Raw genomic sequence first — 25870 nt, 5'->3', positions numbered from 1 at the left:
ATAACGCTGACAAAAAACGTTGGATGCTGGAAGGAAGGTAAAAAAAATCCGGCAACAGGTGCCGGATTCGCATGGAACAGACAAGACTTTTGTTCCCCACAACCGCGGTTGCGGGGAAACGAATTATTTCTTCTTGGCTTTCGGGTTCGGCAGGTCGGTGATGCTACCTTCGAAGACTTCAGCAGCCAGACCTACGGATTCATGCAGCGTCGGGTGAGCGTGGATAGTCAGTGCGATATCTTCTGCATCACATCCCATCTCGATAGCCAGACCGATTTCACCCAACAGTTCACCACCGTTGGTACCGACAATCGCACCACCGATCACACGGTGTGTTTCTTTGTCGAAAATCAGTTTGGTCATACCGTCAGCGCAATCGGACGCAATCGCACGGCCCGATGCGGCCCACGGGAACACGGCGGTTTCGTAGCTGATGCCTTTTTCTTTCGCTTCTTTTTCGGTCAGGCCAACCCATGCCACTTCCGGCTCAGTGTAGGCGATAGACGGGATCACTTTCGGATCGAAGTAGTGTTTCTTACCGGAGATGACTTCAGCCGCGACGTGACCTTCATGCACGCCTTTGTGCGCCAGCATCGGCTGACCGACGATATCGCCGATAGCGTAGATGTGCGGCACATTGGTACGCATTTGTTTGTCAACGCGGATGAAACCACGATCGTCAACTTCCACGCCAGCCTGACCGGCATCCAGCAGTTTGCCGTTCGGCACACGACCGATAGCCACCAGCACCGCGTCATAACGCTGCGGTTCTGCCGGGGCGCTCTTGCCTTCCATTGATACGTAGATGCCGTCTTCTTTGGCTTCTACCGCAGTCACTTTAGTTTCCAGCATCAGGTTGAATTTCTTGCTGATACGTTTGGTGAAGACTTTGACGACGTCTTTGTCAGCAGCCGGAATCACCTGATCAAACATTTCAACCACGTCGATTTGCGAACCCAGCGCATGGTACACCGTACCCATTTCCAGGCCGATGATACCGCCGCCCATGACCAGCAGACGACCTGGAACGGTTTTCAGTTCCAGCGCATCGGTAGAATCCCAAACGCGCGGGTCTTCATGCGGAATAAACGGCAGTTGAATCGGACGGGAACCCGCCGCGATAATCGCGTTGTCGAAGTTCACCGTGGTATTGCCGTTTTCACCTTCCACCACCAGGGTGTTCGGGCCGGTAAACTTACCAAAACCGTTGACGACCTTGACTTTACGGCCTTTGGCCATACCCGCCAGACCGCCAGTCAGTTGATTAATAACTTTTTCTTTCCAGGTGCGAATTTTATTGATATCGGTCTGCGGTTCGCCAAACACGATGCCGTGCTCAGCCAGCGCTTTCGCTTCTTCGATAACTTTCGCTACATGCAGCAGTGCTTTGGAAGGAATACAGCCTACATTCAGACAGACGCCACCCAGCGTGGAATAGCGCTCGATCAGCACGGTGTCCAGACCCAAATCTGCACAACGGAACGCCGCGGAGTAACCTGCGGGACCCGCGCCAAGTACCACCACCTGAGCTTTAATTTCAGTACTCATCATGACCTCTTAAATTAATTTCCGGCGGGTCTGTGACGTCATTATTGTTGAGTCTTAACGCCCTCTTCCACCGGGACGTGTCTTTACCGTTATAGTTTACAAAATTGTTAACAATCTTGAAACAACAAGCGGCTAACGATTTGTCCTTAATCACTGATTGTTGTCACAAATAACAGCTTATCAGAAAAAAGCCGGCCGTCAGGCCGGCTTTTCGATTACATCACCAGACGACGAATGTCGGACAAGGTATTGTTGATGATGGTAATGAAGCGTGCACCATCAGCGCCGTCAATGACACGGTGGTCGAAGGACAGAGATATCGGCATCATCAGACGCGGAACAAACTCTTTACCATTCCAGACCGGTTCCATGGCGGACTTAGATACCCCCAGAATAGCCACTTCCGGCGCGTTGACAATCGGTGCGAAATGCGTCGTGCCAAGGCCGCCGATGCTGGAGATGGTAAAGCACCCACCCTGCATTTCACCAGCGGTCAACTTGCCGTCACGGGCTTTCTTAGAGATGGTCATCAGTTCACGAGACAGCTCAATGATGCCTTTCTTGTTCACATCTTTGAACACCGGCACCACCAGACCATTCGGGGTATCAACCGCAACACCGATGTTGATGTATTTCTTCAGCGTCAGACGCTGACCGTCTTCAGACAGCGAACTGTTGAAGCGAGGCATCTGCTCAAGCGCAGCGGCAACCGCTTTCATGATGAACACGACCGGCGTGATCTTCACATCCAGTTTACGCTTCTCGGCTTCCACGTTCTGCTGTTTACGGAACGCTTCCAGATCAGTGATGTCGGTTTTATCGAAGTGCGTAACATGCGGGATCATCACCCAGTTACGGCTCAGGTTAGCACCAGAGATTTTCTGGATACGACCCAGTTCCACTTCTTCAATTTCACCAAACTTGCTGAAATCAACTTTCGGCCACGGCAACAGACCCGGCAGAGAACCGCCAGTCGCCCCCGCTGCCGGCGCAGACTCAGCGCGTTTCACGGCTTCTTTCACGTAAGCCTGTACGTCTTCGCGCAGGATACGACCTTTACGGCCAGTACCTTTTACTTTCGCCAGGTTGACGCCGAACTCACGCGCCAAACGACGAATGACCGGTGTGGCATGGATGTAGGCGTCGTTTTCAGCAAACTCACCTTTGCTATCGGCTTTCGCTGCAGCTGGTGTCGCTGCCGCCGGTGCTGGTGCACTTGCGGCCGGAGCCGGTGCTGCCGCTACAGGAGTCGCAGCCGGTGCGGCGCCTTCCACTTCGAAGACCATGATAAGCGAACCGGTTTTCACCTTGCTGCCGGTGCTAACCTTGATTTCCTTCACGGTACCGGCGAACGGTGCCGGAACTTCCATTGACGCTTTGTCGCCTTCCACGGTGATCAGCGACTGTTCTGCCAACACTTTATCACCGACTTTGACCAATACTTCCGTCACTTCGACTTCATCGCCACCGATATCCGGCACGTTGACGTCTTTAGCACCACCGCTCACCGCTGGCGCGGCAGCAGGTGCACTCGCGGCAGGAGCCGGAGCAGCAGCAGGCGCTGCACCCGCAACCTCAAACACCATGATCAGTGAGCCAGTTTTCACCTTGTCACCGGTCTTGATGCGAATTTCTTTTACCGTACCCGCGAACGGCGCCGGCACTTCCATAGAGGCTTTGTCGCCTTCCACCGTAATCAGCGACTGCTCTGCCGCTACGGTGTCGCCGACGTTAACCATCACTTCGGTCACTTCGACTTCGTCGCCGCCGATATCCGGTACTTCAACTTCTTTCACCGCGCTGGCAGCGGCAGGTGCCGCTGCAGGTGCTGGCGCAGCCGCCGGAGCCGGTGCGGCGGCTGCCGCACCTTCTGCTTCGAAGACCATGATCAGTTTGCCGGTCTCGACTTTGTCGCCTACCGCTACTTTGATCTCTTTAACCACCCCCGCCTGCGGAGAGGGGACTTCCATAGAAGCCTTGTCACCTTCAACGGTAATCAGCGACTGCTCGGCTTCCACTTTGTCACCCACTTTGACCAGCACTTCGGTGACTTCAACTTCATCTGCACCGATATCCGGTACCTTGATTTCGATAGCCATTACTCTTTCCCTCTTATGCTACGCGCGGGTTAACTTTTTCAGGATTGATGTCGAATTTCTTGATGGCTTCAGCCACCACAGATTTTTCAACTTCACCGCGTTTAGCCAGTTCGCCCAGTGCAGCAACAACCACGTAGGAAGCATCCACTTCAAAGTGGTGACGCAGGTTTTCACGGCTGTCGGAACGGCCAAAACCATCAGTACCCAGTACGCGATAATCGCTGGCCGGAACGTAGGTACGTACCTGCTCGGCAAACAGTTTCATGTAGTCGGTAGACGCGACTGCCGGTGCGTCGTTCATCACCTGAGCGATGTACGGTACGCGCGGCGCTTCGGTCGGGTGCAGCATGTTCCAACGTTCACAGTCCTGACCGTCACGGGCCAGTTCGGTGAAGGAGGTAACGCTGTACACATCAGAACCGATGCCGTAATCGTTGGCCAGAATCTGTGCGGCTTCGCGCACATGACGCAGGATAGAGCCGGAACCCAGCAACTGAACTTTGCCTTTGCTGCCCGCCACGGTTTCCAGCTTGTAGATACCTTTGCGGATGCCTTCTTCGGCACCCTGCGGCATCGCCGGCATGTGGTAGTTTTCGTTCAGTGTGGTGATGTAGTAGTAAATGTTTTCCTGCGCGTCGCCATACATACGAACCAGACCGTCATGCATGATGACCGCCACTTCATAAGCGAAAGCCGGGTCGTAAGAAATACAGTTCGGAATGGTCAGCGACTGGATGTGGCTGTGACCATCTTCATGCTGCAAACCTTCGCCGTTCAGCGTGGTACGACCGGATGTACCGCCGATCAGGAAGCCACGTGCCTGTTGGTCACCAGCAGCCCAGCACAGGTCGCCGATACGCTGGAACCCGAACATGGAGTAATAAATGTAGAACGGGATCATCGGCAGGTTATTGGTGCTGTAAGACGTTGCCGCCGCCAGCCAGGAGGAGCCTGCACCCAGTTCGTTGATCCCTTCCTGCAGGATCTGACCTTTCTGATCTTCTTTATAATAAGCGACCAGTTCGCGGTCCTGCGGGGTATACTGCTGACCATTCGGGCTGTAGATACCGATCTGACGGAACAGACCTTCCATACCGAAGGTACGCGCTTCGTCGGCGATGATCGGAACCAGTCTGTCTTTGATAGACTTGTTCTTCAGCATCACGTTCAGTGCACGCACAAAGGCGATGGTGGTGGAGATTTCTTTGGTCTGCTCTTCCAGCAGAGAACTGAAATCTTCCAGCGTCGGCAGGTCCAGTTTCTCATCAAATCTCGGCTGACGGGACGGCAGGTAGCCTTCCAGCGCCTGACGACGTTCATGCAGGTATTTGTACTCTTCGGAATTTTTGTCGAAGGTAATGAACGGCAGTTTTTCGACATCAGCGTCAGCAACCGGCACATTGAAACGGTCGCGGAAATAACGCACGCCGTCCATGTTGATTTTCTTGACCTGGTGAGCAATGTTCTTGCCTTCAGCCGCATCACCCATACCATAACCTTTGATGGTATGCGCCAGAATAACCACCGGCTTGCCTTTGGTTTCCTGTGCTTTTTTCAGTGCAGCGTAGACTTTCTTCGGATCGTGGCCGCCACGGTTAAGTGCCCAGATGTCGTCATCGCTCCAGTCTTTGACCAGTGCAGCGGTTTCCGGGTATTTACCGAAGAAGTGCTCACGCACGTAGGCACCGTTTTTGGACTTGAAGGTCTGATAGTCGCCGTCAACGGTTTCGTTCATCAGTTGAATCAGCTTGCCACTGGTGTCTTTACGCAGCAGCTCATCCCAACGACCACCCCAGATAACCTTGATCACTTCCCAGCCAGCGCCACCGAAGATGCCTTCCAGCTCGTTAATGATCTTGCCATTACCCGTAACCGGACCATCCAGACGCTGCAGGTTACAGTTGATGACAAACACCAGGTTGTCCAGTTTTTCACGGGTCGCGATAGTGATGGCGCCTTTAGATTCCGGCTCATCCATTTCACCGTCGCCCAGGAAAGCGTATACAGTCTGCTTCGTGGTGTCTTTCAGGCCGCGATTGTTAAGATATTTCAGGAATTTGGCCTGATAAATCGCGTTAATTGGCCCCAACCCCATCGACACGGTCGGGAACTGCCAGAATTCCGGCATTAATTTCGGATGCGGGTAGGAAGACAGGCCATTGCCGTGCACTTCCTGACGGAAGTTGTTCATTTGATCTTCAGTCAAACGACCTTCCAGGAAAGCGCGCGCGTAAACGCCAGGAGAAATATGCCCCTGGAAGAACACCAGGTCACCGCCGTCTTGTGCATTACGAGCACGGAAGAAGTGGTTGAAGCACACTTCATAGAAGGTAGCGGAAGACTGGAAAGACGCCATATGACCGCCCAGCTCCAGATCCTTCTTAGATGCGCGCAGTACCGTCATCACCGCATTCCAACGGATTGCGGAACGGATACGACGCTCCAGATCAAGGTTCCCCGGATACGCGGGTTCATCTTCTGCCGCGATGGTGTTGATGTAGTTACTGCCAGCACTGCCCGCAGCAACTTTCACCCCACCTTTACGTGCTTCAGTCAATACCTGATCAATCAGGAACTGAGCGCGCTCAACACCCTCTTCACGGATAACCGATTCGATCGCTTGCAGCCAGTCACGCGTTTCGATCGGATCCACGTCATTGTTCAAACGTTCTGACATGGTGTATTCCTTATCTGTTTCTAATCAGTGGATTTGTCTGGAGCCTGTCTTCCTGCACTCTGGTCCTGTGGAGAAAACACAGGAAGACAGGCTCTTCGTCTTGTTACCGCAAACGACCGCCAGTCGACGGCCTAATCCTTGCGTTGCTGGAGCCGGCGTAACGAGCGTTCCCGCCGACTATGTTCCCGGTTAAGTTCCAGCAATACTTCCTCAATAAAAGCCAGATGACGATGCGATGCTTCGCGTGCTTTTTCTGGCTCGCGGGCAACAATCGCCTCAAAAATTCTGGCACGATGGCTACTCACCTGCGTCAGCACTTCACGACTCAGATAAAGCAACTCAAAATTCTGTCTGACGTTTTGTTCGAGCATCGGTCCCATACAGCGTAACAGGTGCAACAGCACTACGTTATGCGCCGCCTCGGTCACCGCTACCTGATAATGCATGACCGCCTCTGATTCCCCTTCCAGGTCGCTAGCTTCACGCGCCGTTTCAATATGGGCATGACAATCACGGATGCGCTGCAAATCCTCTTCTGTGCCACGCAACGCGGCATAATAAGCAGCAATACCTTCAAGGGCATGACGGGTTTCAAGGAGGTCGAACTGAGATTCTGGATGATTACTCAGCAGTTCCGCCAGCGGATCGCTAACACTCTGCCAAAGATTGTTCTGGACAAAGGTACCGCCACCCTGACGGCGTAACAGTAACCCTTTTGCTTCCAGCCGCTGAATCGCCTCGCGCAGGGAAGGACGGGAAACCTCAAACTGTTTTGCCAGTTCGCGTTCCGGCGGCAACTTTTCACCGGGGCGCAAGGTTCCCTCAAGGATCAAAAACTCCAGTTGTTGTTCAATCACATCTGACAGTTTGGGTTGACGGATCTTGCTGTAAGCCATGTGAATTCTTCCCGGCGAAAAAGCGCGGAGTCAATTGGTAATACCAATTTCAAAAACATGACGCACAAAGTAACAAAGTATTCACCTTCTGTCTATACAGACCTTGCGTGAAATCACCAATCACCCCACATTTTAACAAATGCCTGGAATATTGTGACAAAAGCGCAAATAGGTCAGAGGTATGACCATTTCAGAAGGGTATACGTTTTAACTTTTTTGAAACCATAATCAGGCAAAGCTGAACCGTTCAACCCGAAACAATGTGAATTAAAATTCATTAAATATGAATTTTAATGAAATAAAAAATGCTATTGCCTTCACTCTGCCTGCCGTTATTCTAACCTATCGCATTTGTGATATGGATAAGGCGGCCATAACCAGCACCGGTCCCCCACGACGATAAAAGCGCAAAATCATAACGTACAGATGATGGTGATCATGACATCACACTTTTATGCCATGCCTCGCAATAAATCAGTGCAATCCTCTGCGCTTATCACTATTCTCTGACGCGCGATAGCATCGGCAACAATTTAGGTTTGCCAGCGTCGTAAATATAAAATTACATATACGTAAAAAGACAAACAAACCCGCCCCAACCACACTGTTGGTGGACAGTTTGTCTTGTCATCGGCAGGGGGTAAACACATGCAAGATCAACAAGACGGTACGCTGCAACGCGGCTTAAAAAACCGTCACATACAGTTGATTGCTCTGGGAGGCGCGGTAGGTACCGGGCTGTTTCTCGGTATCGCGCAAACAATCAAAATGGCTGGGCCATCCGTCCTGCTGGGCTACGCGATAGGTGGTCTGATCGCATTTTTCATCATGCGCCAGTTAGGCGAAATGGTGGTGGAAGAGCCGGTTGCCGGTTCATTCAGCCACTTTGCCTATAAATACTGGGGCAACTTTGCCGGTTTCGCCTCTGGCTGGAACTACTGGGTGCTCTACGTGCTGGTCGCTATGGCGGAACTGAGCGCCGTCGGCATCTACATTCAATACTGGTGGCCCGGCATTCCCACCTGGGTTTCCGCTGCCGTATTCTTTGTGCTGATCAACGCCATTAACCTCGCCAACGTGAAAATGTACGGCGAACTGGAATTCTGGTTTGCGATTATCAAGGTGGTGGCTATTGTCGGCATGATCGTGTTCGGCGGTTGGCTGCTGCTGAGCGGTCAGGGTGGTCCTGAAGCCACCATCACCAACCTCTGGGCACAGGGGGGATTCTTCCCCAACGGCATCAGCGGTCTGGTGATGGCAATGGCGGTTATCATGTTCTCTTTTGGCGGCCTGGAACTGGTGGGTATTACTGCTGCCGAAGCAGATAAACCGGAAGAAAGCATTCCTCGCGCCACCAATCAGGTCATCTATCGTATCCTGATTTTCTATGTCGGTTCGCTGACTGTCCTGCTGTCACTCTACCCATGGGGTAAAGTCGTGGAAGGCGGCAGCCCGTTCGTCATGATTTTCCATGCACTGAACAGTGAATTGGTCGCCAACATCCTGAATCTCGTGGTGCTGACAGCGGCGCTGTCGGTATACAACAGTTGTGTCTACTGCAACAGCCGTATGCTGTACGGTCTGGCTAAACAGGGGAATGGCCCACAGTCTCTGCTGAAAGTAGATAGCCGCGGCGTGCCGGTCGTAGCGATTGGCATTTCCGCACTGGCTACCGCACTGTGCGTACTGATTAACTATCTGCTGCCGGGCAAAGCGTTTGAACTGCTGATGGCGCTGGTGGTGTCTGCTCTGGTGATCAACTGGGCGATGATAAGCCTGGCGCACTTGAAATTCCGTGCCGCCAAAGAGCGCGAAGGGGCCACAACCCGGTTCAAAGCACTGTGGTTCCCCTTCGGCAACTACCTGTGTCTGGCGTTTATGGCTGGCATTCTGGTGATCATGTACCTGACGCCGGGCATCCAGATTTCCGTCTTATTGATTCCAGTCTGGCTGTTAGTGCTGGGCATCGGCTATCGCTTTAAAAAGCATCAATAATCCGTTCCCTTTCAGTATGGCCGTCGCAGTGGCCATACTGTTTTCGTTGGATCTGTCACCTCATCTCTGCGTTATACCAGCGTACCGTAGATAGTCAGCAACGCCACGACCACCACCAGCGCCAACGTAACCTTTTTCGCCAGCGAGACTGCCGCTCTCGGCGTAGCAATCGGGTCGCCATGCGATTCCCGTTCCAGTGAAAACTGCGCCAGCTTTGTCAGCACCCAATACTGAGAAGAATGCACATCCATAATGGCGGCAAACCAGGCCGGCAATGCTTTCTCACCGTGCCCCAACAGTGCATAAGCCGCACCCGCCAACCTTACCGGAATCCAGTCCAGCCAATGCAGTAAAGTATCGACACCGGAATTCGCCCGTTCCAGCGGTGTATGATGACGAGCCAGACAACACTGCCGGGCACGCAACACGGTGTAACCGACCAGCGCCACCGGGCCGTAATGGCCTGCGGCGATAAACCAAAACAACGGGGCCAGATAAAAGCGGAAATTTAGCCACAACAACGCATTTTGTAATTCCCTTAGCCGCTCATGTTCGCTGGCATCCAATGGCAAACCATGAATCAACGCCAGTTCCTCGGCCATTTCCCGGCAGGCATCCACTTCACCGCGCTGAGCAGCCTGAATATAACGGTGGTAATGCTGGCGTATTTCGCCTGCGCCGATGCACAACAAGCCGACAGCGATCCACAACAGTAACAACGGCAAACCAAACAGCCAGCCGCTGAGCACCCACTGCGCCGCCAACACCACCGCCATTCCCATAATAGATAACAGCAATGTTTGCAACAACGATGGCGCGGAAAGATGACGGAACATCCGTTCCAGATGGTGATCCAATTGCCAATGTTCACCACGCTTAAACAACCGCTCCCACCCCAGGACCAGCAATAAGCTAAACAACGTCATCAGTGATTACTCCCCTTGTTCCGGTAGCGTCTGCCATAACTGTTGATATCGTACCCAATCGAATGCGGGACCGGGATCAGTCTTACGTCCCGGCGCAATATCACTATGCCCGGTAATACGCTCAGGCGTAATACCATAGGTTGCACTCAGCAAGAAGGTAACCTCCGCCAGCCGGGCATACTGTTCTGAGGTAAACGGCAGCATATCGGTACCTTCCAGCTCAATACCAATAGCGAAATCATTACAGCGCTCTCGTCCTTCAAACTGTGATAGCCCTGCGTGCCAGGCCCGTTGATCAAACGCCACATATTGTATGATTTCACCGGTACGTCGGATCAGGCAATGCGCTGACACTCGCAGATGACATATTGCCGCAAAATAGGGATGGTCTTCCCCATCCAGCGTACCGGTAAAGAGTTGATCAATGTAAGGTCCACCAAACTCCCCCGGAGGCAGACTGATGTTGTGAATCACCAGCAAAGAAGGTAACTCCCCTTGCGGACGCTCATCCTGATGTGGTGACAGAACGCGTCTGACACCGGTCAGCCAGCCATGCTCCACTTTCATCAACACTCCTTTTCGTTGCTCTGCCATTCAACAAACCATCATCACCCCAGTATTTTTTGCCTGACAATAACCGGGCCTCTCACCAGCAAGACTAACCGACTGATTACACTCATTGAGCCAACATCTTACCGCATCTGCGATATTCCTGAGGGGTTAAAAAAACCTGGTGATTTATCCGCCGTCGCTCGTCAGGGTACGCACACAAACCATGATGTTCCTCTCATCTTCTGGTATGCTGCGCCCCTTCTTTTCGGCAAGTACCCGATGATTCCGCCATCACAGGCAAACGTTTTCGTCTTCTGCTTATCGCCGGAAAGTTTTTTCAGCATCCATTTTGTTATTACCGCCCGAATCGCTACTTGCAACCCAGGCAGTCAGGCCGGGCTGCTACAATGCGTCGGACAATACAGAGAATCGTCATGAAGAAAATCCTTGCTGCTTGTGCAATCAGCACATTGTCATACAGTTTACCCACCCTTGCAGATAACAACGCGCCGCAATACCTCTCTGATTGGTGGCACCAGAGCATCAATGTGGTAGGCAGTTATCACACGCGTTTCGGACCTCAGTTAAACAATGATGTGTATCTGGAATACGAAGCCTTCGCCCGCAAGGACTGGTTTGATTTTTATGGCTACGTCGATGTGCCAAAAACCTTTGGTGCAGGCAACACGCCTGACCGTGGTATCTGGGATAAAGGTTCTCCGCTGTTCATGGAAATTGAACCCCGCTTCTCGATTGATAAGTTAACCAATACACAGTTAGGCTTCGGCCCATTCAAAGAGTGGTACGTCGCTAATAACATCATCTACGATCAGGGCCGTAATAACGACTCACGCCAAAGCACCTGGTACGTAGGTCTGGGTACCGATATCAATACCGGCACCGATCTGTCGTTGTCCGCTAATATCTATGCCAAATACCAGGGGCAGAACTACAGCGCGCCGAATGAAGATCGTTGGGACGGTTACCGTTTCAAAATTAAATACTTCTACCCACTCACGTCGTTGTGGGGCGGCAAGCTGACCTATATCGGCTTCACCAACTTCGACTTCGGCTCCGATCTGGCTAATAACGCCGGTCCGTCTCGTACCAGCAATGCCATTGCTTCGAGCCATATTCTGGCGTTGAATTATGACCACTGGCACTACTCGGTTGTCGCCCGTTACTTCCATAACGGCGGCCAGTGGGCCGACGGCACCGAGCTGGATTTTGGCCGAGGTCCATTCAACGTCCGCACCACCGGATGGGGTTATTATCTGGTGGCCGGTTACAACTTCTAATCCGTTGCTACTTGTCATTACGTATCCCGACTATTGTCGGGATACGGACAAAACTAACGCAATAATGCGTTGAATTGAGATAATATTTAAAAAATACGGCCCGTTAAACGGGATAGCATAAATTCCGGATTTCCCTCGGAGTAGCATGATGACAACACGTCGTTATAGTCAGGAACAGCGTCAGGCTGAGCTGCTCAGCCGCATTGAGCAGGATATCCCCGTCAGTGTACAGCTGGCACTGCGTGAAGACCTGGGGGGAGACGTCAACCCGGAGCACGATATCACCGCGCAATTATTGCCAGCAGAAACGGCAGCCAACGCAGTCATTATTACCCGCGAAGCTGGCATTTTCTGTGGGCAACGCTGGCTCGACGAAGTGTTCCGCCAGTTAGGCGACCAGATCACCATCGACTGGTTAGTCCGCGATGGTGATATCCTGACGGAAAACCAGCCGCTGTGCCGACTGCACGGGCCGTCTCGCATACTGCTCACCGGTGAACGCACCGCACTGAATTTCCTGCAAACGCTCAGTGGCGTAGCTACCGAAGTCAGCCGTTATGCAACGAAACTGGCAGGGACCCGCACCCGGTTGCTGGATACACGAAAAACGTTGCCTGGCTTGCGCACTGCACTTAAATACGCGGTATTGTGCGGCGGTGGAAGCAATCATCGCCTCGGCCTGACGGATGCGTTTCTGATCAAGGAAAACCACATTATCGCCGCCGGCTCTATCAAACAGGCTGTCGAGAAAGCCTTCCAACTGCGTAGCGATGTGCCGGTAGAGGTTGAGGTAGAAACACTGGACGAATTGCAACACGCTCTGAACGCTGGCGCGGATATCATTATGCTGGACAACTTCACTCTGGCGGCCATCCGCGAAGCAGTAACACTGACAAATGGGCGTGCTCTGTTGGAAGTCTCCGGCAATGTGACATTGCAAACACTGCCGGATTACGCCGCCACCGGTGTCGACTATATCTCGGTCGGCGCACTGACCAAACATGTGCAGGCACTCGATCTGTCGATGCGTTTCAGTTAATCCCTCTCGTCTCATTACTGCTCAACTCCATCAGCTCGGTGTCTCCGGGTTGATGGTTATCCTGCTCAGGTATTTGCCTTTCCGCCAGCCTCCTTTTGGCTTTACACCGTCATTTTGCGAGCCTGCTCGCCTGTTTTCTGCAACTGCTTATCGTTGCGCCCTCCTGTTTGCATAGCGGATTCCTGATTGAAAACAAGGTCATCGCCAGCCCGGCTTGTTGCCATTATCCTGCCGCCACCAGCCACACCAGGGAACCAACAACATGACACAACAAGGATTTTCATTAATTGAACTGATGGTGGTCATCGTCATCATCGCCATTCTTAGCGCACTGGGGATTCCGGCATATCAAGGCTATCTGCAAAAAGCCGCCATGACTGACATGCTGCAAACCATGAGCGCCTATAAAACCGCGGTGGATCTCTGCAGCCTCAGCAATGCAGGATTAGAAGGATGTAATGCAGGTAGCCAGGGGATTCCAACACCGACAACATCACGCTATGTCAGCGCGGTTTCGATCAATCAGGGCGTCATTACCCTGACGGGTCAATCGACACTGCAAGGACTGAGCGTCATCATGACACCGGCTCTGGATGCGCAGAACGGCGCATCTCGCTGGACAAGGGCCTGCCGCACCAGTACCGATGCAGAGAGCCTGCGTCAGGCATGTGAAGACGTCTTTCGTTTTGACGCTACCGGTGGGTGATAATGATGACTCAAGACACACAACATCCTGAGCTACAACTACTTTGCCGACGTTATCACGCTCTGCTGCTGGATATGGACGAACAGGTGATTTCTGTTGCCGTGGCGGGACCGGTTGCGGAAGATCTGATTGCTGCACTGCGGTTCGCCAGCCATCGGCGAGTGCTGGTGGAACAATGGCCCGCCGCACGACTAGAGCAGCAGCTCACCTCGCCACAGGCTGAAGAGATTACCGCGCCTTATCAAGCCGACGCGGTAACGTCAGAAGAACCTGATGATACGCCAGTAGTCCAGTTCATCAACCAGATGCTGAAACTGGCAGTCCAACGGCGTGCTTCCGATATCCATATCGAACCCTTACCTGCCGGTTATCGCGTCAGGCTACGTATTGACGGGGTGTTGCATGAAATCCCATCCGCCCCGGATTTGCCAGCAAACCGAATGATTGCCCGCCTCAAAATTATGGGGAAACTCAATATCGCAGAACGGCGCTTGCCACAAGACGGCCAGTTCAGCCTCCGGCTGGAACAACACGTCTATTCACTACGCATCGCTACCCTGCCCGTCCAGGGCGGCGAGAAGGTTGTGTTAAGGGTATTGCAGACACAGCAACAAGCACTGGAGCTGGATGCATTGGGCCTGCAACATCACGCGCTACAGCAACTCAAGCAAACGCTAAACCTGCCACAAGGCCTGATTTTGGTTACCGGTCCCACCGGCAGCGGCAAGACATTCACGCTGTATAGCGCGATCCGCTGGCTGAATGACGTCAGTCGCAATATTTGCAGCGTGGAAGATCCGGTAGAGATTCCATTATCAGGAATCAACCAGACGGCTATCCATGCGCCAGGTCAGTTGGATTTCGCCAGAGTATTGCGCGCGCTACTGCGCCAGGACCCAGACGTGATCATGATTGGCGAAATCCGCGATGCCGAAACCGCAGAGATTGCCGTCAAGGCTGCACAGACCGGTCATCTGGTCCTGTCCACCCTGCATACTAACTCTGCTCTTGATACGCTGGCTCGTCTGGAGCATCTGGGCATCCCCGGTTATCTACTGGCCGCGGCGCTCAAACTGGTGATCGCCCAGCGACTGGTCAGACGATTATGCCCACACTGTCGCCAGTTGGACGAAGACATGACCACCTTGCCTGATACGCTATGGCGCGGCCCACTACGGCAATGGCGGGCGTCAGGATGTGAACACTGCTTTTCCGGTTACTACGGTCGGGCAGCTATTTATGATCTACTACCGATCACACCTGAGATACAGCAGTCCTTGTCCGGCTCTGCCGCATTATCTGACAACGGCCTGCCACTCCCCTTACAACAACGCCCCTTACGACCGGACAACCGACTGCTCTCCGCCGGGCTGGCGCTGGTTCACGAAGGCATCACCTCGCTGGAAGAAGTCTATCGTGTTGTAGGGGATGACATTGAATAGGGACTGTTTATGGCAGTACAAAAACTCTACCACTGGCAAGCGCTTCGCAGCGATGGTGAACCTTGCTCCGGCGAACGTATCGGCTTTGGGCGGGGGGAGATTTACCAATACCTGCTGGAACTTGGCTACCAGCCTCTGCACCTGAAAACCGGGCAGTACCTAACCCCGCGTTACTGGCAAGGTCCCCAGTTATCAATCATCATCCGGCAGTTAGCTACACTGCTACAAGCCGGATTACCGTTACTGGATGCACTGGACCTACTTGGCCGTCAGCACGAAAAAGCAGGCTGGCGCTGCCTGTTGCAGGAAGTCCGCCTGCAAGTCGGTCAGGGGCGTTCGCTGTCAGAAGTGCTATTGGATTATCCCGACGTCTTCCCGGTGATGTGCAGCTCGTTGATATCTGTCGGCGAATTGACAGGAAAACTGGATGAATGCTGTGCCCGATTGGCAAATTACCAGGAGATGCAACACCAGTTAACGGGAAAAGTTATAAAAGCCTTGCGCTATCCGGTGTTTGTCGTTGTTGTAGGGCTACTGGTCACACTACTGATGCTGACGCTGGTGTTACCGGAATTCGCTGAATTGTACGCCTCCTTTGGCGCGCCGCTTCCCTGGCTAACGCGCATGATGCTGGGTTTATCGGATGGATTAAGCCGTTATGGTGCGCTGTTGTTCACTTTTCCTACGGTAATGTTACTGGCTTATCGGAAATTACGGCGGCAAAAAGTAGCATGGCAAACACGAGAGCAACAGCTACTACTGAAACTACCGCTGCTATCCACACTGGTACGAAGCCATTGTCTGAGCCAAATCTTTCATACCCTGGCTATGACACAACAGGCGGGATTAACACTCCCGTCCGGACTCAGCGCGGCTGCAACATTAAACAACCCGGTTTACCGGCAATCGCTCGCGGAGCTCCAAAGCCAGCTTGAACAAGGCATTCCACTTGGGCAAGCCATCCATGGTTATCCGTTGCTTTACCCTGCGCCCTGCCAGCAACTTATTAGTGTCGGAGAGGAAACAGGTGCGCTGGATCAGCTATTTGCCCGACTGGCAGGCTGGTATGAAAATCATACCCGACAGTTTGCAGATACACTGACGCAAACACTGGAACCGTTATTGCTGGTCATCGTCGGCGGACTGGTGGGAACGCTGGTCATCGCCATGTATCTGCCGATTTTCCAGTTGGGGAATGTACTGGCAGGCTCCTGAGCTTACCAGTACATAACAATGCGGCTCAGCCATTGAACACTGGGTTTTCCTGCTCGGCAACACGAATAAAGGTGGTTCGTTTGGTCAGTTCTTTCAAGCGTGCCGCTCCCACATAAGTACAGGCGGAACGCAATCCACCGAGGATATCGCGTACCGTATGTTCGACTGGGCCACGCAACGGCAAACGCACCGTCTTACCTTCCGCCGCGCGGTATTCGGCAACACCACCAACATGCCGCTCCATTGCTGAGGCAGAACTCATACCGTAAAACAGCATCATTTTGCGGCCATCTTCTTCAACAATATCACCACCACACTCTTCATGAGCCGCCAGCAACCCACCCAGCATCACGAAATCAGCACCGCCGCCAAAGGCTTTAGCCACATCTCCTGGCACGGAACAGCCGCCGTCACTGACAATTTGTCCACCCAGACCATGAGCCGCATCAGCACACTCGATCACCGCTGACAACTGCGGATAACCAACGCCGGTTTTTACTCGCGTCGTGCAAACAGAACCGGGGCCGATCCCCACCTTGACAATATCCGCCCCCGACAACAACAGTTCCTCCACCATTTCACCGGTCACCACGTTACCGGCACAAATCACCTTATCAGGGAAGACATCGCGTGCTTTCTGCACAAAATTAACAAAATGTTCCGAATACCCGTTAGCGACATCAATACAGATAAATTTCAACTCCGACGATAACGCCAGAATCTGCTTCATCTTCTCGAAATCGCCATCAGAAGTTCCACTCGATACCATGACATGACGTAAAACGGCAGCAGGCGTGCTATCGATAAACTGTTGCCACTGCGCTACGGAATAGTGCTTATGTACGGCTGTCAGCAACTCAAACGACGCCAGTACCCGCGCCATCTGGAAAGTCCCCACTGTGTCCATATTGGCTGCGATAATGGGTACGCCAGACCAGTCGCAACCCGCGTGCAGGAAGCTAAACTCGCGTGTCAGTTCCACCTCTGCACGGCTTTTCAGAGTGGAGCGTTTAGGACGAATAAGCACATCTTTAAAACCCAGTTTAATATCTTCTTCAATACGCATGATGAACGACCCGATGAAGTGAGGATAATGGTTCAGGGAAGAATGGGCGATAGTGCACCGACTTATATAGTGCACCTACTCATAATGATAATACGCCCGAATAATCCAGCGGCAAGACTGCGATTTTCCCTCAATTTGGGCTAAAATCCGATAAATTTACCCAGCCATTTAATTGATTACCATGGCATACATCGTCGCGCTGACAGGCGGCATAGGAAGCGGGAAAAGCACGGTTGCTCAGGGATTTGCGAAGCTTGGAGCCACCATTATCGATGCGGACGTGATCGCCCGCCAGGTGGTTGCGCCGGGACAATCCGCATTCGCCGCTATCGTAGAACATTTTGGTCGGGAAATATTACAACCAGACGGTACATTAAATCGTAGCGCTCTGCGTGAACGCATTTTTTCTAACCCGGAAGACAAACGCTGGCTCAACGCCTTGCTGCATCCAGTGATCCAGAAAGAAACCCGGCGTCAGCTCGCAGCCGTTAGCACTCCTTATGTATTATGGGTGGTGCCATTACTGGTGGAAAATCAACTCCAGGGAAAAGCCCACCGCATTCTGGTGGTAGATGTCCCTCTGGAAACACAGTTACAGCGCACCATGAGCAGAGATGGTGTTTCCCGCACTCAGGCGGAAAATATTCTGGCATCGCAGGCTAGCCGTGAACAGCGATTGGCCTGCGCTGATGATATTATCGATAACAACAGCAATCCGAGCTTACTGGCTCCGCGGATTGCCGCTCTACATCAGCATTATCTTGAGCTGGCCGCATCCGCAACCGACAGGACGACCTATAATGAGTGACGTTTCCTCAACAGTTCTTTTTGAATATCCGCTAAATGAAAAAATGCGTACCTGGTTACGCCTGGAATTTTTACTGCAACAAATGTTCGACAACCACGACCTGAAAGACATCGGTGTTGCTCTAACGTTTTTCCGCGCCGTGTCGGAGTTACTGGATATTCTGGAACGGGGAGATGCTCGCCCAGACCTGCTCAAAGAGCTGGAACGCCAGCAACAGAAATTAGCGCAATGGGGTGAACTGCCGGAAGCGGATATTTTGCGTATTAACACGTTACGTCAAAAATTACGCAACCTGTCCAGCGAACTGATTGCTGCTCCGCGCATGGGGCAAGGGCTGCGTGAAGACAAATTAATCGGCATGGTACGCCAGCGTCTGAGTCTGCCAGGCGGATGTTGCAGCTTTGACCTGCCCACCTTGCATATCTGGCTACACCAGTTGCCTGAGCAAAAACAGCGACACATCAATATTTGGCTGGAGAGCGTATTGCCGCTTAAACGTTCACTCGACAGCATACTGGAGTTGATTCGCCATGCGGGTGCCTTCAAAGAGCAAACCAGTCTTAACGGTTTTTATCAGGATAACGCAACCGATGCTGACCTGTTGCGTTTAAGGATTGGTCTTGAGCATCAGCTCTATCCGCAGATATCTGGTCATAAGACTCGTTATGCCATCCGTTTCCTGCCATTAGATAGCGATGGGCAAACCCCTGCACGGCTGGAATTCGAGCTGGCATGTTGCTAGGCAAGCCTTTGCTTGCTGGAGATAGCTGTTTTTCTGAAGATAGCTGTTTTCTGGAACTAAATGTTTTCTGGAGATAAATGCACCGTGGATGACGAAATGAGCGTTGTAAAATGCCCCACCTGTACCAAGGCGGTGGAATGGAGTGAAAATAGCCCTTATCGACCATTTTGCAGCAAACGCTGTCAATTGATCGATTTGGGGGAGTGGGCTGACGAAGAAAAACGCATTCCCAGCGCGGAAGATGTCTCTGACAGCGACGCCTGGGGTGAAACACAGCACTGAACCCAATATCGCGTCCTGCCATTCATAATCTCGATTCATGCCAGCAGGCATGAATCGTTGAAAAGAAAACCCGGCTTAGGGCTACACCACGCCTGCTTTCAATTGGCGAATCATCTCAACGTTGGCCGGTGGAAACTCTTGTTCATTCAATTCATCAGCCGTTAACCAACGAGAAGGCTGACCTTCACGACCATACGGCTCGCCATGCCACTGTTCTACTAAAAAGAAGTGCAACGTAATCAAACGCTCCCCGGCAGAAAACGTCTTGCTCCCCAGTGATTTCGGATTAATTACCTCAATCCCTACTTCTTCATGCAGCTCACGTACCAGCGCCTGATCCGGTGTTTCTCCCTCTTCAACCTTACCGCCGGGAAACTCCCATTTTCCGGCCATGTGTACCCCAGCCGGACGACAGGCAATGAAAAATTCCCGCTGCGGATTGCGGATAATCCCTACCGCCACAGATAAAGTCTTTTGCATCATTGTCCTTTCAACCAGTAAAAAGGCGGTCAATGACCGCCTTTTGAATATATCACTACGCTCTTCGCTTTACTTCTGAAGGCGCCCATGACACTGCTTATATTTTTTACCCGAACCACACGGGCAAGGATCATTACGACCGATTTTACGATCAGCATAAGGCGAATCGCCAGCCACGTCATCCTGATGGCTCAACTGCTGCTGGCGAGCCAGACGTTCAGCTTCGTCACGACGCTGCTGTTCCATTGCTTCAATTTCTTCCGGCATCCGCACCTGAACTTTGCTCAGAGTACTGATGACTTCATATTTGAGGCCTTCTAGCATAGCGGCAAACATCGCGAACGACTCACGCTTGTATTCCTGTTTCGGATCTTTCTGTGCATAACCACGCAGATGAATCCCCTGACGCAGATAATCCATTGCAGCCAGATGCTCTTTCCACAGCGAATCCAGCGTTTGCAACATCACGCCTTTCTCAAAGTTACGCATGACATCGCTGCCGACCACCTCCTCTTTACGACGGTATACATCTACCGCCTGCTCGTAGATACGCTCGCGCAACGTTTCTTCGTGCAGTTCTGGTTCCTTATCCAGCCATTCGGCAATCGGCAGTTCGAGGTCAAAATCATTTTTCAGACGCTGCTCCAGCCCTGGAATATCCCACATTTCCTCCAGAGACTGGGGGGGGATATGAGCATCAATAGTAGCTTTGAACACGTCTTCACGAATGCTGTTGATGGTTTCGCTGATATCAGAGGCATTCAACAGCTCATTACGCTGGGTGTAGATAGCACGACGCTGATCATTAGCCACATCATCATATTCAAGCAACTGCTTACGAATATCGAAGTTGCGGTTTTCTACCTTACGCTGCGCATTGGCTATCGCTTTGGTTACCCAAGGGTGTTCAATCGCTTCGCCTTCTTTCATCCCCAGTTTGCGCATCATGTTAGACACACGATCCGAGGCGAAAATACGCATCAGCGCATCTTCCATCGACAGATAGAAACGGGAGGAACCTGGATCCCCCTGACGACCAGAACGGCCACGCAACTGGTTATCAATACGGCGAGATTCATGGCGTTCAGTACCGATAATATGCAAACCACCCGCTGCCAACACGTCATCATGACGTTTTTGCCAGTCTGATTTGATAGCGGCAATTTGAGCGTCATCCGGGCTTTCCAGTTGTGCTACTTCAGCCTGCCAGCTGCCGCCCAATACGATATCCGTACCACGGCCCGCCATGTTGGTAGCAATAGTTACCGCGCCAGAGCGTCCGGCCTGAGCCACGATATCCGCTTCCATCGCATGGAATTTCGCGTTCAGCACGTTGTGCTTGATACCGGCTTTGGTCAGCGCATGTGATACCACTTCGGATTTTTCGATAGAAATGGTCCCCACCAACACCGGCTGCCCTTTGGCTGTACGCTCCTTAATATCGTCAATGATGGCGTTGATCTTTTCCTGCTCGGTCATATACACCAGATCCGGCAGGTCCTTACGGATCATTGGGCGGTTAGTCGGCACCACAATGGTATCCAGCTTATAAATCGAGCTGAATTCAAACGCCTCGGTATCTGCCGTACCGGTCATCCCGGCCAGTTTTTCGTAAATGCGAAAGTAATTCTGGAAAGTGATCGAAGCCAGTGTCTGGTTTTCGTTGTTGATCTTGACGTTTTCCTTAGCCTCCACCGCCTGATGCAAACCATCGGACCAACGACGCCCTTGCATGGTACGACCGGTATGCTCGTCAACGATAATCACTTCGTCGTCTTTAACGATGTAATCGACGTCACGGGTAAACAGTGCATGGGCACGCAATGCCGCCGTCACATGGTGCATCAGCATGATGTTAGCTGGCGAATACAACGACTCACCTTCTTCCATAATGCCGCCCTGCACCAACAACTCTTCAATTTTAACCAGACCACGTTCGGTCAAGTTGACCTGGCGGGCTTTCTCATCCACCGAGAAATGACCTTCACCCTGGAAGGTATCAGAGTCCTCTTTCTCCTGACGGATTAGATGCGGGATGATCTTGTTCACCTGCATATAAAGCGTGGAGCTGTCTTCTGCCGGACCAGAGATGATCAACGGAGTACGCGCTTCATCTATTAGGATGGAGTCAACTTCGTCCACCAGGGCATAATACAACTCACGCTGCACGCGCTCTTCCGGGCTGAACGCCATGTTGTCGCGCAAGTAGTCAAAACCGTATTCGTTGTTGGTGCCGTAGGTGATGTCGGCCGCATAGGCGGCACGTTTGGCTGGCGCCGGCATACCCGGCAGGTTGATACCAACCGTCAACCCTAAAAATTCGAACAGCGGGCGGTTGTTTTCAGCATCGCGCTGCGCCAGATAATCGTTGACAGTCACCACATGCACACCGCGGCCAGTCAAGGCATTGAGGTAAGCCGGCAGCGTTGCAGTCAGGGTTTTACCTTCACCAGTACGCATTTCTGCGATGCAACGCTCATTCAGCACCATGCCGCCTATCAACTGCACGTCGAAGTGGCGCATACCAAAAACACGTTTACTGGCTTCACGTACTACGGCAAAGGCTTCGGGCAACAATGACTCCAGGGTTTCACCTTTCTTGATACGGTCACGAAACACCTGGGTTTTCGCCTTTAGCTCATCATCGGAGAGTTTCTCCATGTCCGGTTCGAGGCGATTGATCACATCCACAATTTTGCGCATACGACGCAACGCACGGTCATTACGGCTACCGAAAACTTTAGTCAATAGTTTGATTAACATAGTAATTTTTTCTCAATAGCGCCAGTCTATCAATGCTGGCACGACATCACAAAAAGAATCTACGGCCACTTGCCGTAGGGTAAACACTGCCGAGATCAGGCTAAGGCCGGCCCGGCACGGATACCCTGAACCTGCGCTAACCACAGGCCGGTATGATAGGAAGGTGAAACATGAACTGGCGCCAGCTCGGCGCAACAGGAAGAATTGTGCGGAGTTGCCTCACTCGTCAGCAAGGCATTCAGTGTTTCCAGTAATACCTGGTGGTGTAATCTGGAAGCTTCTGCGGTTTCAACTACAGTAGCAGGTGGAGTGAAAGCAAACGACAGGTGACGGATCACCGTACGGATAGCATGTTGATGCCAGAAATCGTGACTGAATAGCGAACGCCGGCGAGAATCTTTTAACGCCACCAGATCGGTGAGATTGAAATAAGATATATTTGGTCGGCTAACTGTCGAGGCGGAATTGGGTTCGGTAGCAGCATCACGCGATTCGGTGAAATTAGCAGGCAGGCCGAGCGTTGCCGCCACCATCCCCAGCAGTAGGTGAGGCCAAAAATAACGTCTGCCAAATTGTCGCCAACGATTTAAAATACCAATCACAAGTTTCTTTCCGTCGGAGCCTGCGTTATGCGTGATAACCGTCCACAATCACTGGAGTCATTTTTTGATGGTGCATCGCAAACCGGGTCAGGCCCGCTGCACGATATTCAACAACGTGCGCTCGCACTGCTAAAGCTCAATCGGGCGGTTCATGCTCTGTTGCCGACAGCGCTACGTCCGTATTGTCGGGTAGCCAACTATCGCCATGGACTGCTGGTGTTGGAAACCGCCAGCGCCAATTGGTTAATGCGATTACGCTATGAACAACCCGCCCTGCTTTCCGCCCTGCGCGCACAAATACTACCATCATTGGCGGCGATCGACATCAGGATTAATCCAGCGCTGGCCGCAAAAATGCATGAAAACGAAAAAACTCATGCTGCCAAGGCAGTGAATGAAGCGAATGAAAAGACTACGACAACTACAAGAATTCTTAGTACGCAGAGTGCGGAAATATTGAAGGGGTTGGCGGAACAAAGCCCGGAGCGGTTACAGAAGATATTAAAACGACTGGCTTCACTGGCCGGAGAGAATACCAGCAAAAACCAGTCGTCATAGTGTTATATCAGGCCAGAACAGTAGACGGAGCTTTGAAAGCCAGCGGCATTTCAGCTTCGTCTTCAAAGGTCACGAATTCCCATGCTTCCTGTTTAGCCAGAACAGCCTGCAGCAGTTTGTTATTCAATGCATGGCCGGACTTGAACGCCGTGAATGCACCAATAATATTGTGGCCGCACATGAACAGGTCGCCAATCGCGTCCAGCATCTTATGCCGTACGAATTCATCGTCAAAGCGCAAACCGTCCTCGTTCAGCACACGGTAATCATCCACCACAATCGCACAATCGAAGCTGCCACCCAGACACAAGCCGCGAGACTGCAGATATTCGATATCGCGCATAAAACCAAAGGTACGCGCGCGGCTGATCTGGCGCACAAACGCATCGGCGGAGAAATCCAGCTTGAAGCGCTGTGAACCGGCATCAATCACTGGGTGATTGAAATCGATGGTGAAATCAAGGCTAAACCCGTTGAACGGTTTTAATTCTGCCCACTTGTCGCCGTCTTCTACACGTACAGGTTGCTTGAGTCGAACAAACTTCTTGGCACAGTTCAGCTCTTCGATACCAGCATCCAGCAGCAGGTAAACAAACGGACTGGCGCTACCGTCCATGATCGGAATTTCAGGCGCATTCACTTCAACAACAATGTTGTCGATGCCTAATCCCGCCAGAGCCGCATTCAGATGCTCCACCGTTGAAATACGCACGTCATGCTCATTAACCAGGCAAGTACAGAGCATGGTATCACGCACGGATTTGGCATCAGCCGGAAAATCAACCGGTGGATTCAAGTCAGTACGACGATAGATGACCCCGGTATTTGCCGGTGCAGGACGCATAGTCAGGGTGACTTTTTTGCCGGTATGAAGACCGACCCCTGTCGCCTGTACGATACGTTTTAATGTACGTTGTTTGATCATCGTATTATCTCGCATTCATCTGAACCTACGACCTCAGATTACACTAAGGCCGGCGGCACAGTTTAGCACAAAGAGCGGAGATTCCAACCAGACCTTAGTCCGCCTGCTTACGCAGGAAAGCAGGAATATCAAGATAATCCGGCTCTTTATTGGTCTGCACGCTCTGGTCGTTCACCACTTTGGCGGCAGGTTTTTCCTGCGTCAGCGGTGCCATGCCATGTTGTTGATAGCGGTGATCCATAACCGGCTGGCTGCTTTGCTTGTTGGTAACCAGCGTAATTTCAGGACGTTTGTCCATGCCGATACCGGTCGCCACCACGGTCACCCGCAGTTCGTCATTCATATCTGGGTCCAGCGACGTACCAATCACTACCGTTGCATTATCAGATGCAAATGCGCGAATGGTATTACCAACCGTTTCAAATTCATCCAGACGCAGATCGAAACCGGCAGTAATGTTAACCAACACACCACGAGCGCCTGAAAGATCAATGTCTTCCAACAGAGGACTGGAAATCGCCATTTCCGCCGCTTCTTCCGCACGATCTTCACCACGAGCCACGCCGGACCCCATCATGGCATAACCCATTTCAGACATCACGGTACGCACGTCGGCGAAGTCTACGTTCATCAGACCCGGACGGGTAATCAGTTCGGCAATGCCCTGTACTGCGCCTTTCAGCACGTCGTTAGCCGCACCGAACGCATCCAGCAGAGAGATGCCACGACCCAATACTTTCAACAGCTTATCATTGGGAATAGTAATCAGCGAATCAACGTGCTTGGACAGCTCCGCAATCCCCTGTTCGGCAAACGCCATGCGCTTTTTGCCTTCAAAATTAAAGGGCTTAGTGACAACCGCAACAGTCAGGATGCCCAGTTCCTTAGCAACTTCCGCCACCACTGGCGCAGCGCCGGTACCGGTACCACCGCCCATGCCCGCTGCGATAAACACCATGTCCGCACCATCCAGAGCAGAACGCAATGCTTCGCGATCTTCTTCGGCGGAATTGCGGCCTACTTCTGGGTTAGCACCCGCCCCCAAGCCTTTGGTGATGCCGCTGCCGATCTGAATGGTCTGGCCGACCGCCGTTTTGCGCAGTGCCTGAGCATCGGTGTTAACCGCAAAGAATTCAACACCTTCGATGCGTTCACGCACCATGTGTTCGACGGCGTTACCGCCGCCACCACCGACGCCGATGACTTTAATCACCGCGTCGTTGGTTAACTCCATTGGTTCAAACATAGTTT

23 protein-coding genes are annotated in these 25870 nt (G+C 52.3%); 10 read left to right on the top strand and 13 right to left on the bottom strand.

Annotated features, from left to right (window positions below; genetic code table 11):
* Window positions 1-123: 123 nt before the first annotated feature.
* The 4 genes from lpdA to pdhR all read right to left on the bottom strand — a co-directional run bounded on the left by lpdA (window position 124) and on the right by pdhR (window position 7220).
* The gene (gene lpdA, locus Dpoa569_RS03240) at window positions 124-1548 is read right to left on the bottom strand and encodes a dihydrolipoyl dehydrogenase (RefSeq protein ID WP_042874078.1); all 1425 of its coding nucleotides are present in this window, start codon (window positions 1546-1548) and stop codon (window positions 124-126) included.
* 215 nt (window positions 1549-1763) lie between these two features.
* Window positions 1764-3647: a pyruvate dehydrogenase complex dihydrolipoyllysine-residue acetyltransferase gene (gene aceF, locus Dpoa569_RS03235; RefSeq protein ID WP_146411043.1), complete on the bottom strand. Its 1884-nt coding sequence runs from the start codon at window positions 3645-3647 to the stop codon at window positions 1764-1766.
* A 13-nt stretch (window positions 3648-3660) separates the two neighbouring features.
* The gene (gene aceE, locus Dpoa569_RS03230; protein WP_042872729.1) at window positions 3661-6324 is read right to left on the bottom strand and encodes a pyruvate dehydrogenase (acetyl-transferring), homodimeric type; all 2664 of its coding nucleotides are present in this window, start codon (window positions 6322-6324) and stop codon (window positions 3661-3663) included.
* A 131-nt stretch (window positions 6325-6455) separates the two neighbouring features.
* Window positions 6456-7220 carry a pyruvate dehydrogenase complex transcriptional repressor PdhR gene (gene pdhR, locus Dpoa569_RS03225; protein WP_042872732.1) on the bottom strand — a complete coding sequence of 255 codons (765 nt, stop codon included), beginning with the start codon at window positions 7218-7220 and terminating at the stop codon, window positions 6456-6458.
* Between the two features lie 648 nt (window positions 7221-7868).
* Here pdhR and Dpoa569_RS03220 point away from each other — a divergent pair.
* Window positions 7869-9215: an amino acid permease gene (locus Dpoa569_RS03220; protein ID WP_042872734.1), complete on the top strand. Its 1347-nt coding sequence runs from the start codon at window positions 7869-7871 to the stop codon at window positions 9213-9215.
* A 71-nt stretch (window positions 9216-9286) separates the two neighbouring features.
* Here the strand turns inward: Dpoa569_RS03220 and ampE are convergent, their stop codons facing one another.
* Together ampE and ampD are read right to left on the bottom strand one after the other, a co-directional pair.
* On the bottom strand, window positions 9287-10141 hold the full coding sequence (gene ampE / locus Dpoa569_RS03215; protein WP_042872735.1) for a beta-lactamase regulator AmpE: 855 nt from the start codon (window positions 10139-10141) through the stop codon (window positions 9287-9289).
* A 6-nt stretch (window positions 10142-10147) separates the two neighbouring features.
* The gene (ampD, locus tag Dpoa569_RS03210) at window positions 10148-10708 is read right to left on the bottom strand and encodes a 1,6-anhydro-N-acetylmuramyl-L-alanine amidase AmpD (protein ID WP_042872737.1); all 561 of its coding nucleotides are present in this window, start codon (window positions 10706-10708) and stop codon (window positions 10148-10150) included.
* 419 nt (window positions 10709-11127) lie between these two features.
* Here ampD and Dpoa569_RS03205 point away from each other — a divergent pair, with 419 nt between their 5' ends.
* Together Dpoa569_RS03205 and nadC are read left to right on the top strand one after the other, a co-directional pair.
* Window positions 11128-11991, top strand: coding sequence for a nucleoside-specific channel-forming protein Tsx (locus tag Dpoa569_RS03205; protein WP_042872739.1), 864 nt, complete (start codon window positions 11128-11130; stop codon window positions 11989-11991).
* A gap of 148 nt (window positions 11992-12139) precedes the next feature.
* Window positions 12140-13030: a carboxylating nicotinate-nucleotide diphosphorylase gene (gene nadC, locus Dpoa569_RS03200; RefSeq protein ID WP_042874079.1), complete on the top strand. Its 891-nt coding sequence runs from the start codon at window positions 12140-12142 to the stop codon at window positions 13028-13030.
* Window positions 13031-13131: 101 nt separating this feature from the next.
* Here the strand turns inward: nadC and Dpoa569_RS19710 are convergent, their stop codons facing one another.
* Window positions 13132-13254, bottom strand: coding sequence for a hypothetical protein (locus Dpoa569_RS19710; RefSeq protein ID WP_265575127.1), 123 nt, complete (start codon window positions 13252-13254; stop codon window positions 13132-13134).
* Between the two features lie 38 nt (window positions 13255-13292).
* On the opposite strand from Dpoa569_RS19710, the gene ppdD reads away from it, so the two are divergent.
* The 3 genes from ppdD to hofC are packed head-to-tail and all read left to right on the top strand — an operon-like array spanning window position 13293 to window position 16393.
* Window positions 13293-13736 (top strand): prepilin peptidase-dependent pilin, encoded by a 444-nt coding sequence (gene ppdD / locus Dpoa569_RS03195; RefSeq protein ID WP_042872741.1) that lies wholly within the window; start codon window positions 13293-13295, stop codon window positions 13734-13736.
* A gap of 5 nt (window positions 13737-13741) precedes the next feature.
* The gene (gene gspE, locus Dpoa569_RS03190) at window positions 13742-15178 is read left to right on the top strand and encodes a type II secretion system protein GspE (protein ID WP_042874081.1); all 1437 of its coding nucleotides are present in this window, start codon (window positions 13742-13744) and stop codon (window positions 15176-15178) included.
* 9 nt (window positions 15179-15187) lie between these two features.
* The gene (gene hofC / locus Dpoa569_RS03185; RefSeq protein ID WP_042872742.1) at window positions 15188-16393 is read left to right on the top strand and encodes a protein transport protein HofC; all 1206 of its coding nucleotides are present in this window, start codon (window positions 15188-15190) and stop codon (window positions 16391-16393) included.
* A 25-nt stretch (window positions 16394-16418) separates the two neighbouring features.
* Here the strand turns inward: hofC and Dpoa569_RS03180 are convergent, their stop codons facing one another.
* Complete coding sequence (locus tag Dpoa569_RS03180; RefSeq protein ID WP_042872745.1) at window positions 16419-17459, bottom strand: GMP reductase; 1041 nt, start codon at window positions 17457-17459, stop codon at window positions 16419-16421.
* A 181-nt stretch (window positions 17460-17640) separates the two neighbouring features.
* Here Dpoa569_RS03180 and coaE point away from each other — a divergent pair, with 181 nt between their 5' ends.
* Genes coaE through yacG form a run of 3 tightly spaced genes read left to right on the top strand, consistent with a single transcriptional unit; the run spans window position 17641 to window position 19291 of the window.
* Entirely contained in the window at window positions 17641-18267 is a 627-nt protein-coding gene (gene coaE, locus Dpoa569_RS03175) for a dephospho-CoA kinase (protein ID WP_042872746.1), read from the top strand.
* The gene (zapD, locus tag Dpoa569_RS03170; RefSeq protein ID WP_042872749.1) at window positions 18260-19009 is read left to right on the top strand and encodes a cell division protein ZapD; all 750 of its coding nucleotides are present in this window, start codon (window positions 18260-18262) and stop codon (window positions 19007-19009) included. The genes coaE and zapD overlap by 8 nt, the downstream gene beginning before the upstream one ends.
* A gap of 60 nt (window positions 19010-19069) precedes the next feature.
* The gene (gene yacG / locus Dpoa569_RS03165; protein ID WP_042872751.1) at window positions 19070-19291 is read left to right on the top strand and encodes a DNA gyrase inhibitor YacG; all 222 of its coding nucleotides are present in this window, start codon (window positions 19070-19072) and stop codon (window positions 19289-19291) included.
* 81 nt (window positions 19292-19372) lie between these two features.
* Here the strand turns inward: yacG and mutT are convergent, their stop codons facing one another.
* From mutT to secM, 3 genes are all read right to left on the bottom strand, one after another.
* Window positions 19373-19774 (bottom strand): 8-oxo-dGTP diphosphatase MutT, encoded by a 402-nt coding sequence (gene mutT, locus Dpoa569_RS03160; RefSeq protein ID WP_128569785.1) that lies wholly within the window; start codon window positions 19772-19774, stop codon window positions 19373-19375.
* Between the two features lie 66 nt (window positions 19775-19840).
* Window positions 19841-22534, bottom strand: a complete 2694-nt coding sequence (gene secA / locus Dpoa569_RS03155; RefSeq protein WP_042872756.1) for a preprotein translocase subunit SecA — start codon at window positions 22532-22534, stop codon at window positions 19841-19843.
* Between the two features lie 95 nt (window positions 22535-22629).
* Window positions 22630-23136, bottom strand: a complete 507-nt coding sequence (gene secM, locus Dpoa569_RS03150; RefSeq protein ID WP_042872758.1) for a secA translation cis-regulator SecM — start codon at window positions 23134-23136, stop codon at window positions 22630-22632.
* Window positions 23137-23163: 27 nt separating this feature from the next.
* Here secM and Dpoa569_RS03145 point away from each other — a divergent pair, with 27 nt between their 5' ends.
* Window positions 23164-23694 (top strand): DUF721 domain-containing protein, encoded by a 531-nt coding sequence (locus Dpoa569_RS03145; RefSeq protein ID WP_042872759.1) that lies wholly within the window; start codon window positions 23164-23166, stop codon window positions 23692-23694.
* 7 nt (window positions 23695-23701) lie between these two features.
* Here Dpoa569_RS03145 and lpxC read toward each other — a convergent pair whose 3' ends face one another.
* On the bottom strand, window positions 23702-24619 hold the full coding sequence (gene lpxC, locus Dpoa569_RS03140) for a UDP-3-O-acyl-N-acetylglucosamine deacetylase (RefSeq protein ID WP_042872761.1): 918 nt from the start codon (window positions 24617-24619) through the stop codon (window positions 23702-23704).
* A gap of 94 nt (window positions 24620-24713) precedes the next feature.
* Complete coding sequence (gene ftsZ / locus Dpoa569_RS03135; RefSeq protein ID WP_042872763.1) at window positions 24714-25865, bottom strand: cell division protein FtsZ; 1152 nt, start codon at window positions 25863-25865, stop codon at window positions 24714-24716.
* Window positions 25866-25870: the final 5 nt, after the last annotated feature.

The organism is Dickeya poaceiphila (genome assembly GCF_007858975.2).
Classification (GTDB): Bacteria; Pseudomonadota; Gammaproteobacteria; order Enterobacterales; family Enterobacteriaceae; genus Dickeya; species Dickeya poaceiphila.
This window is presented reverse-complemented; position numbering and strand designations above follow the sequence as displayed.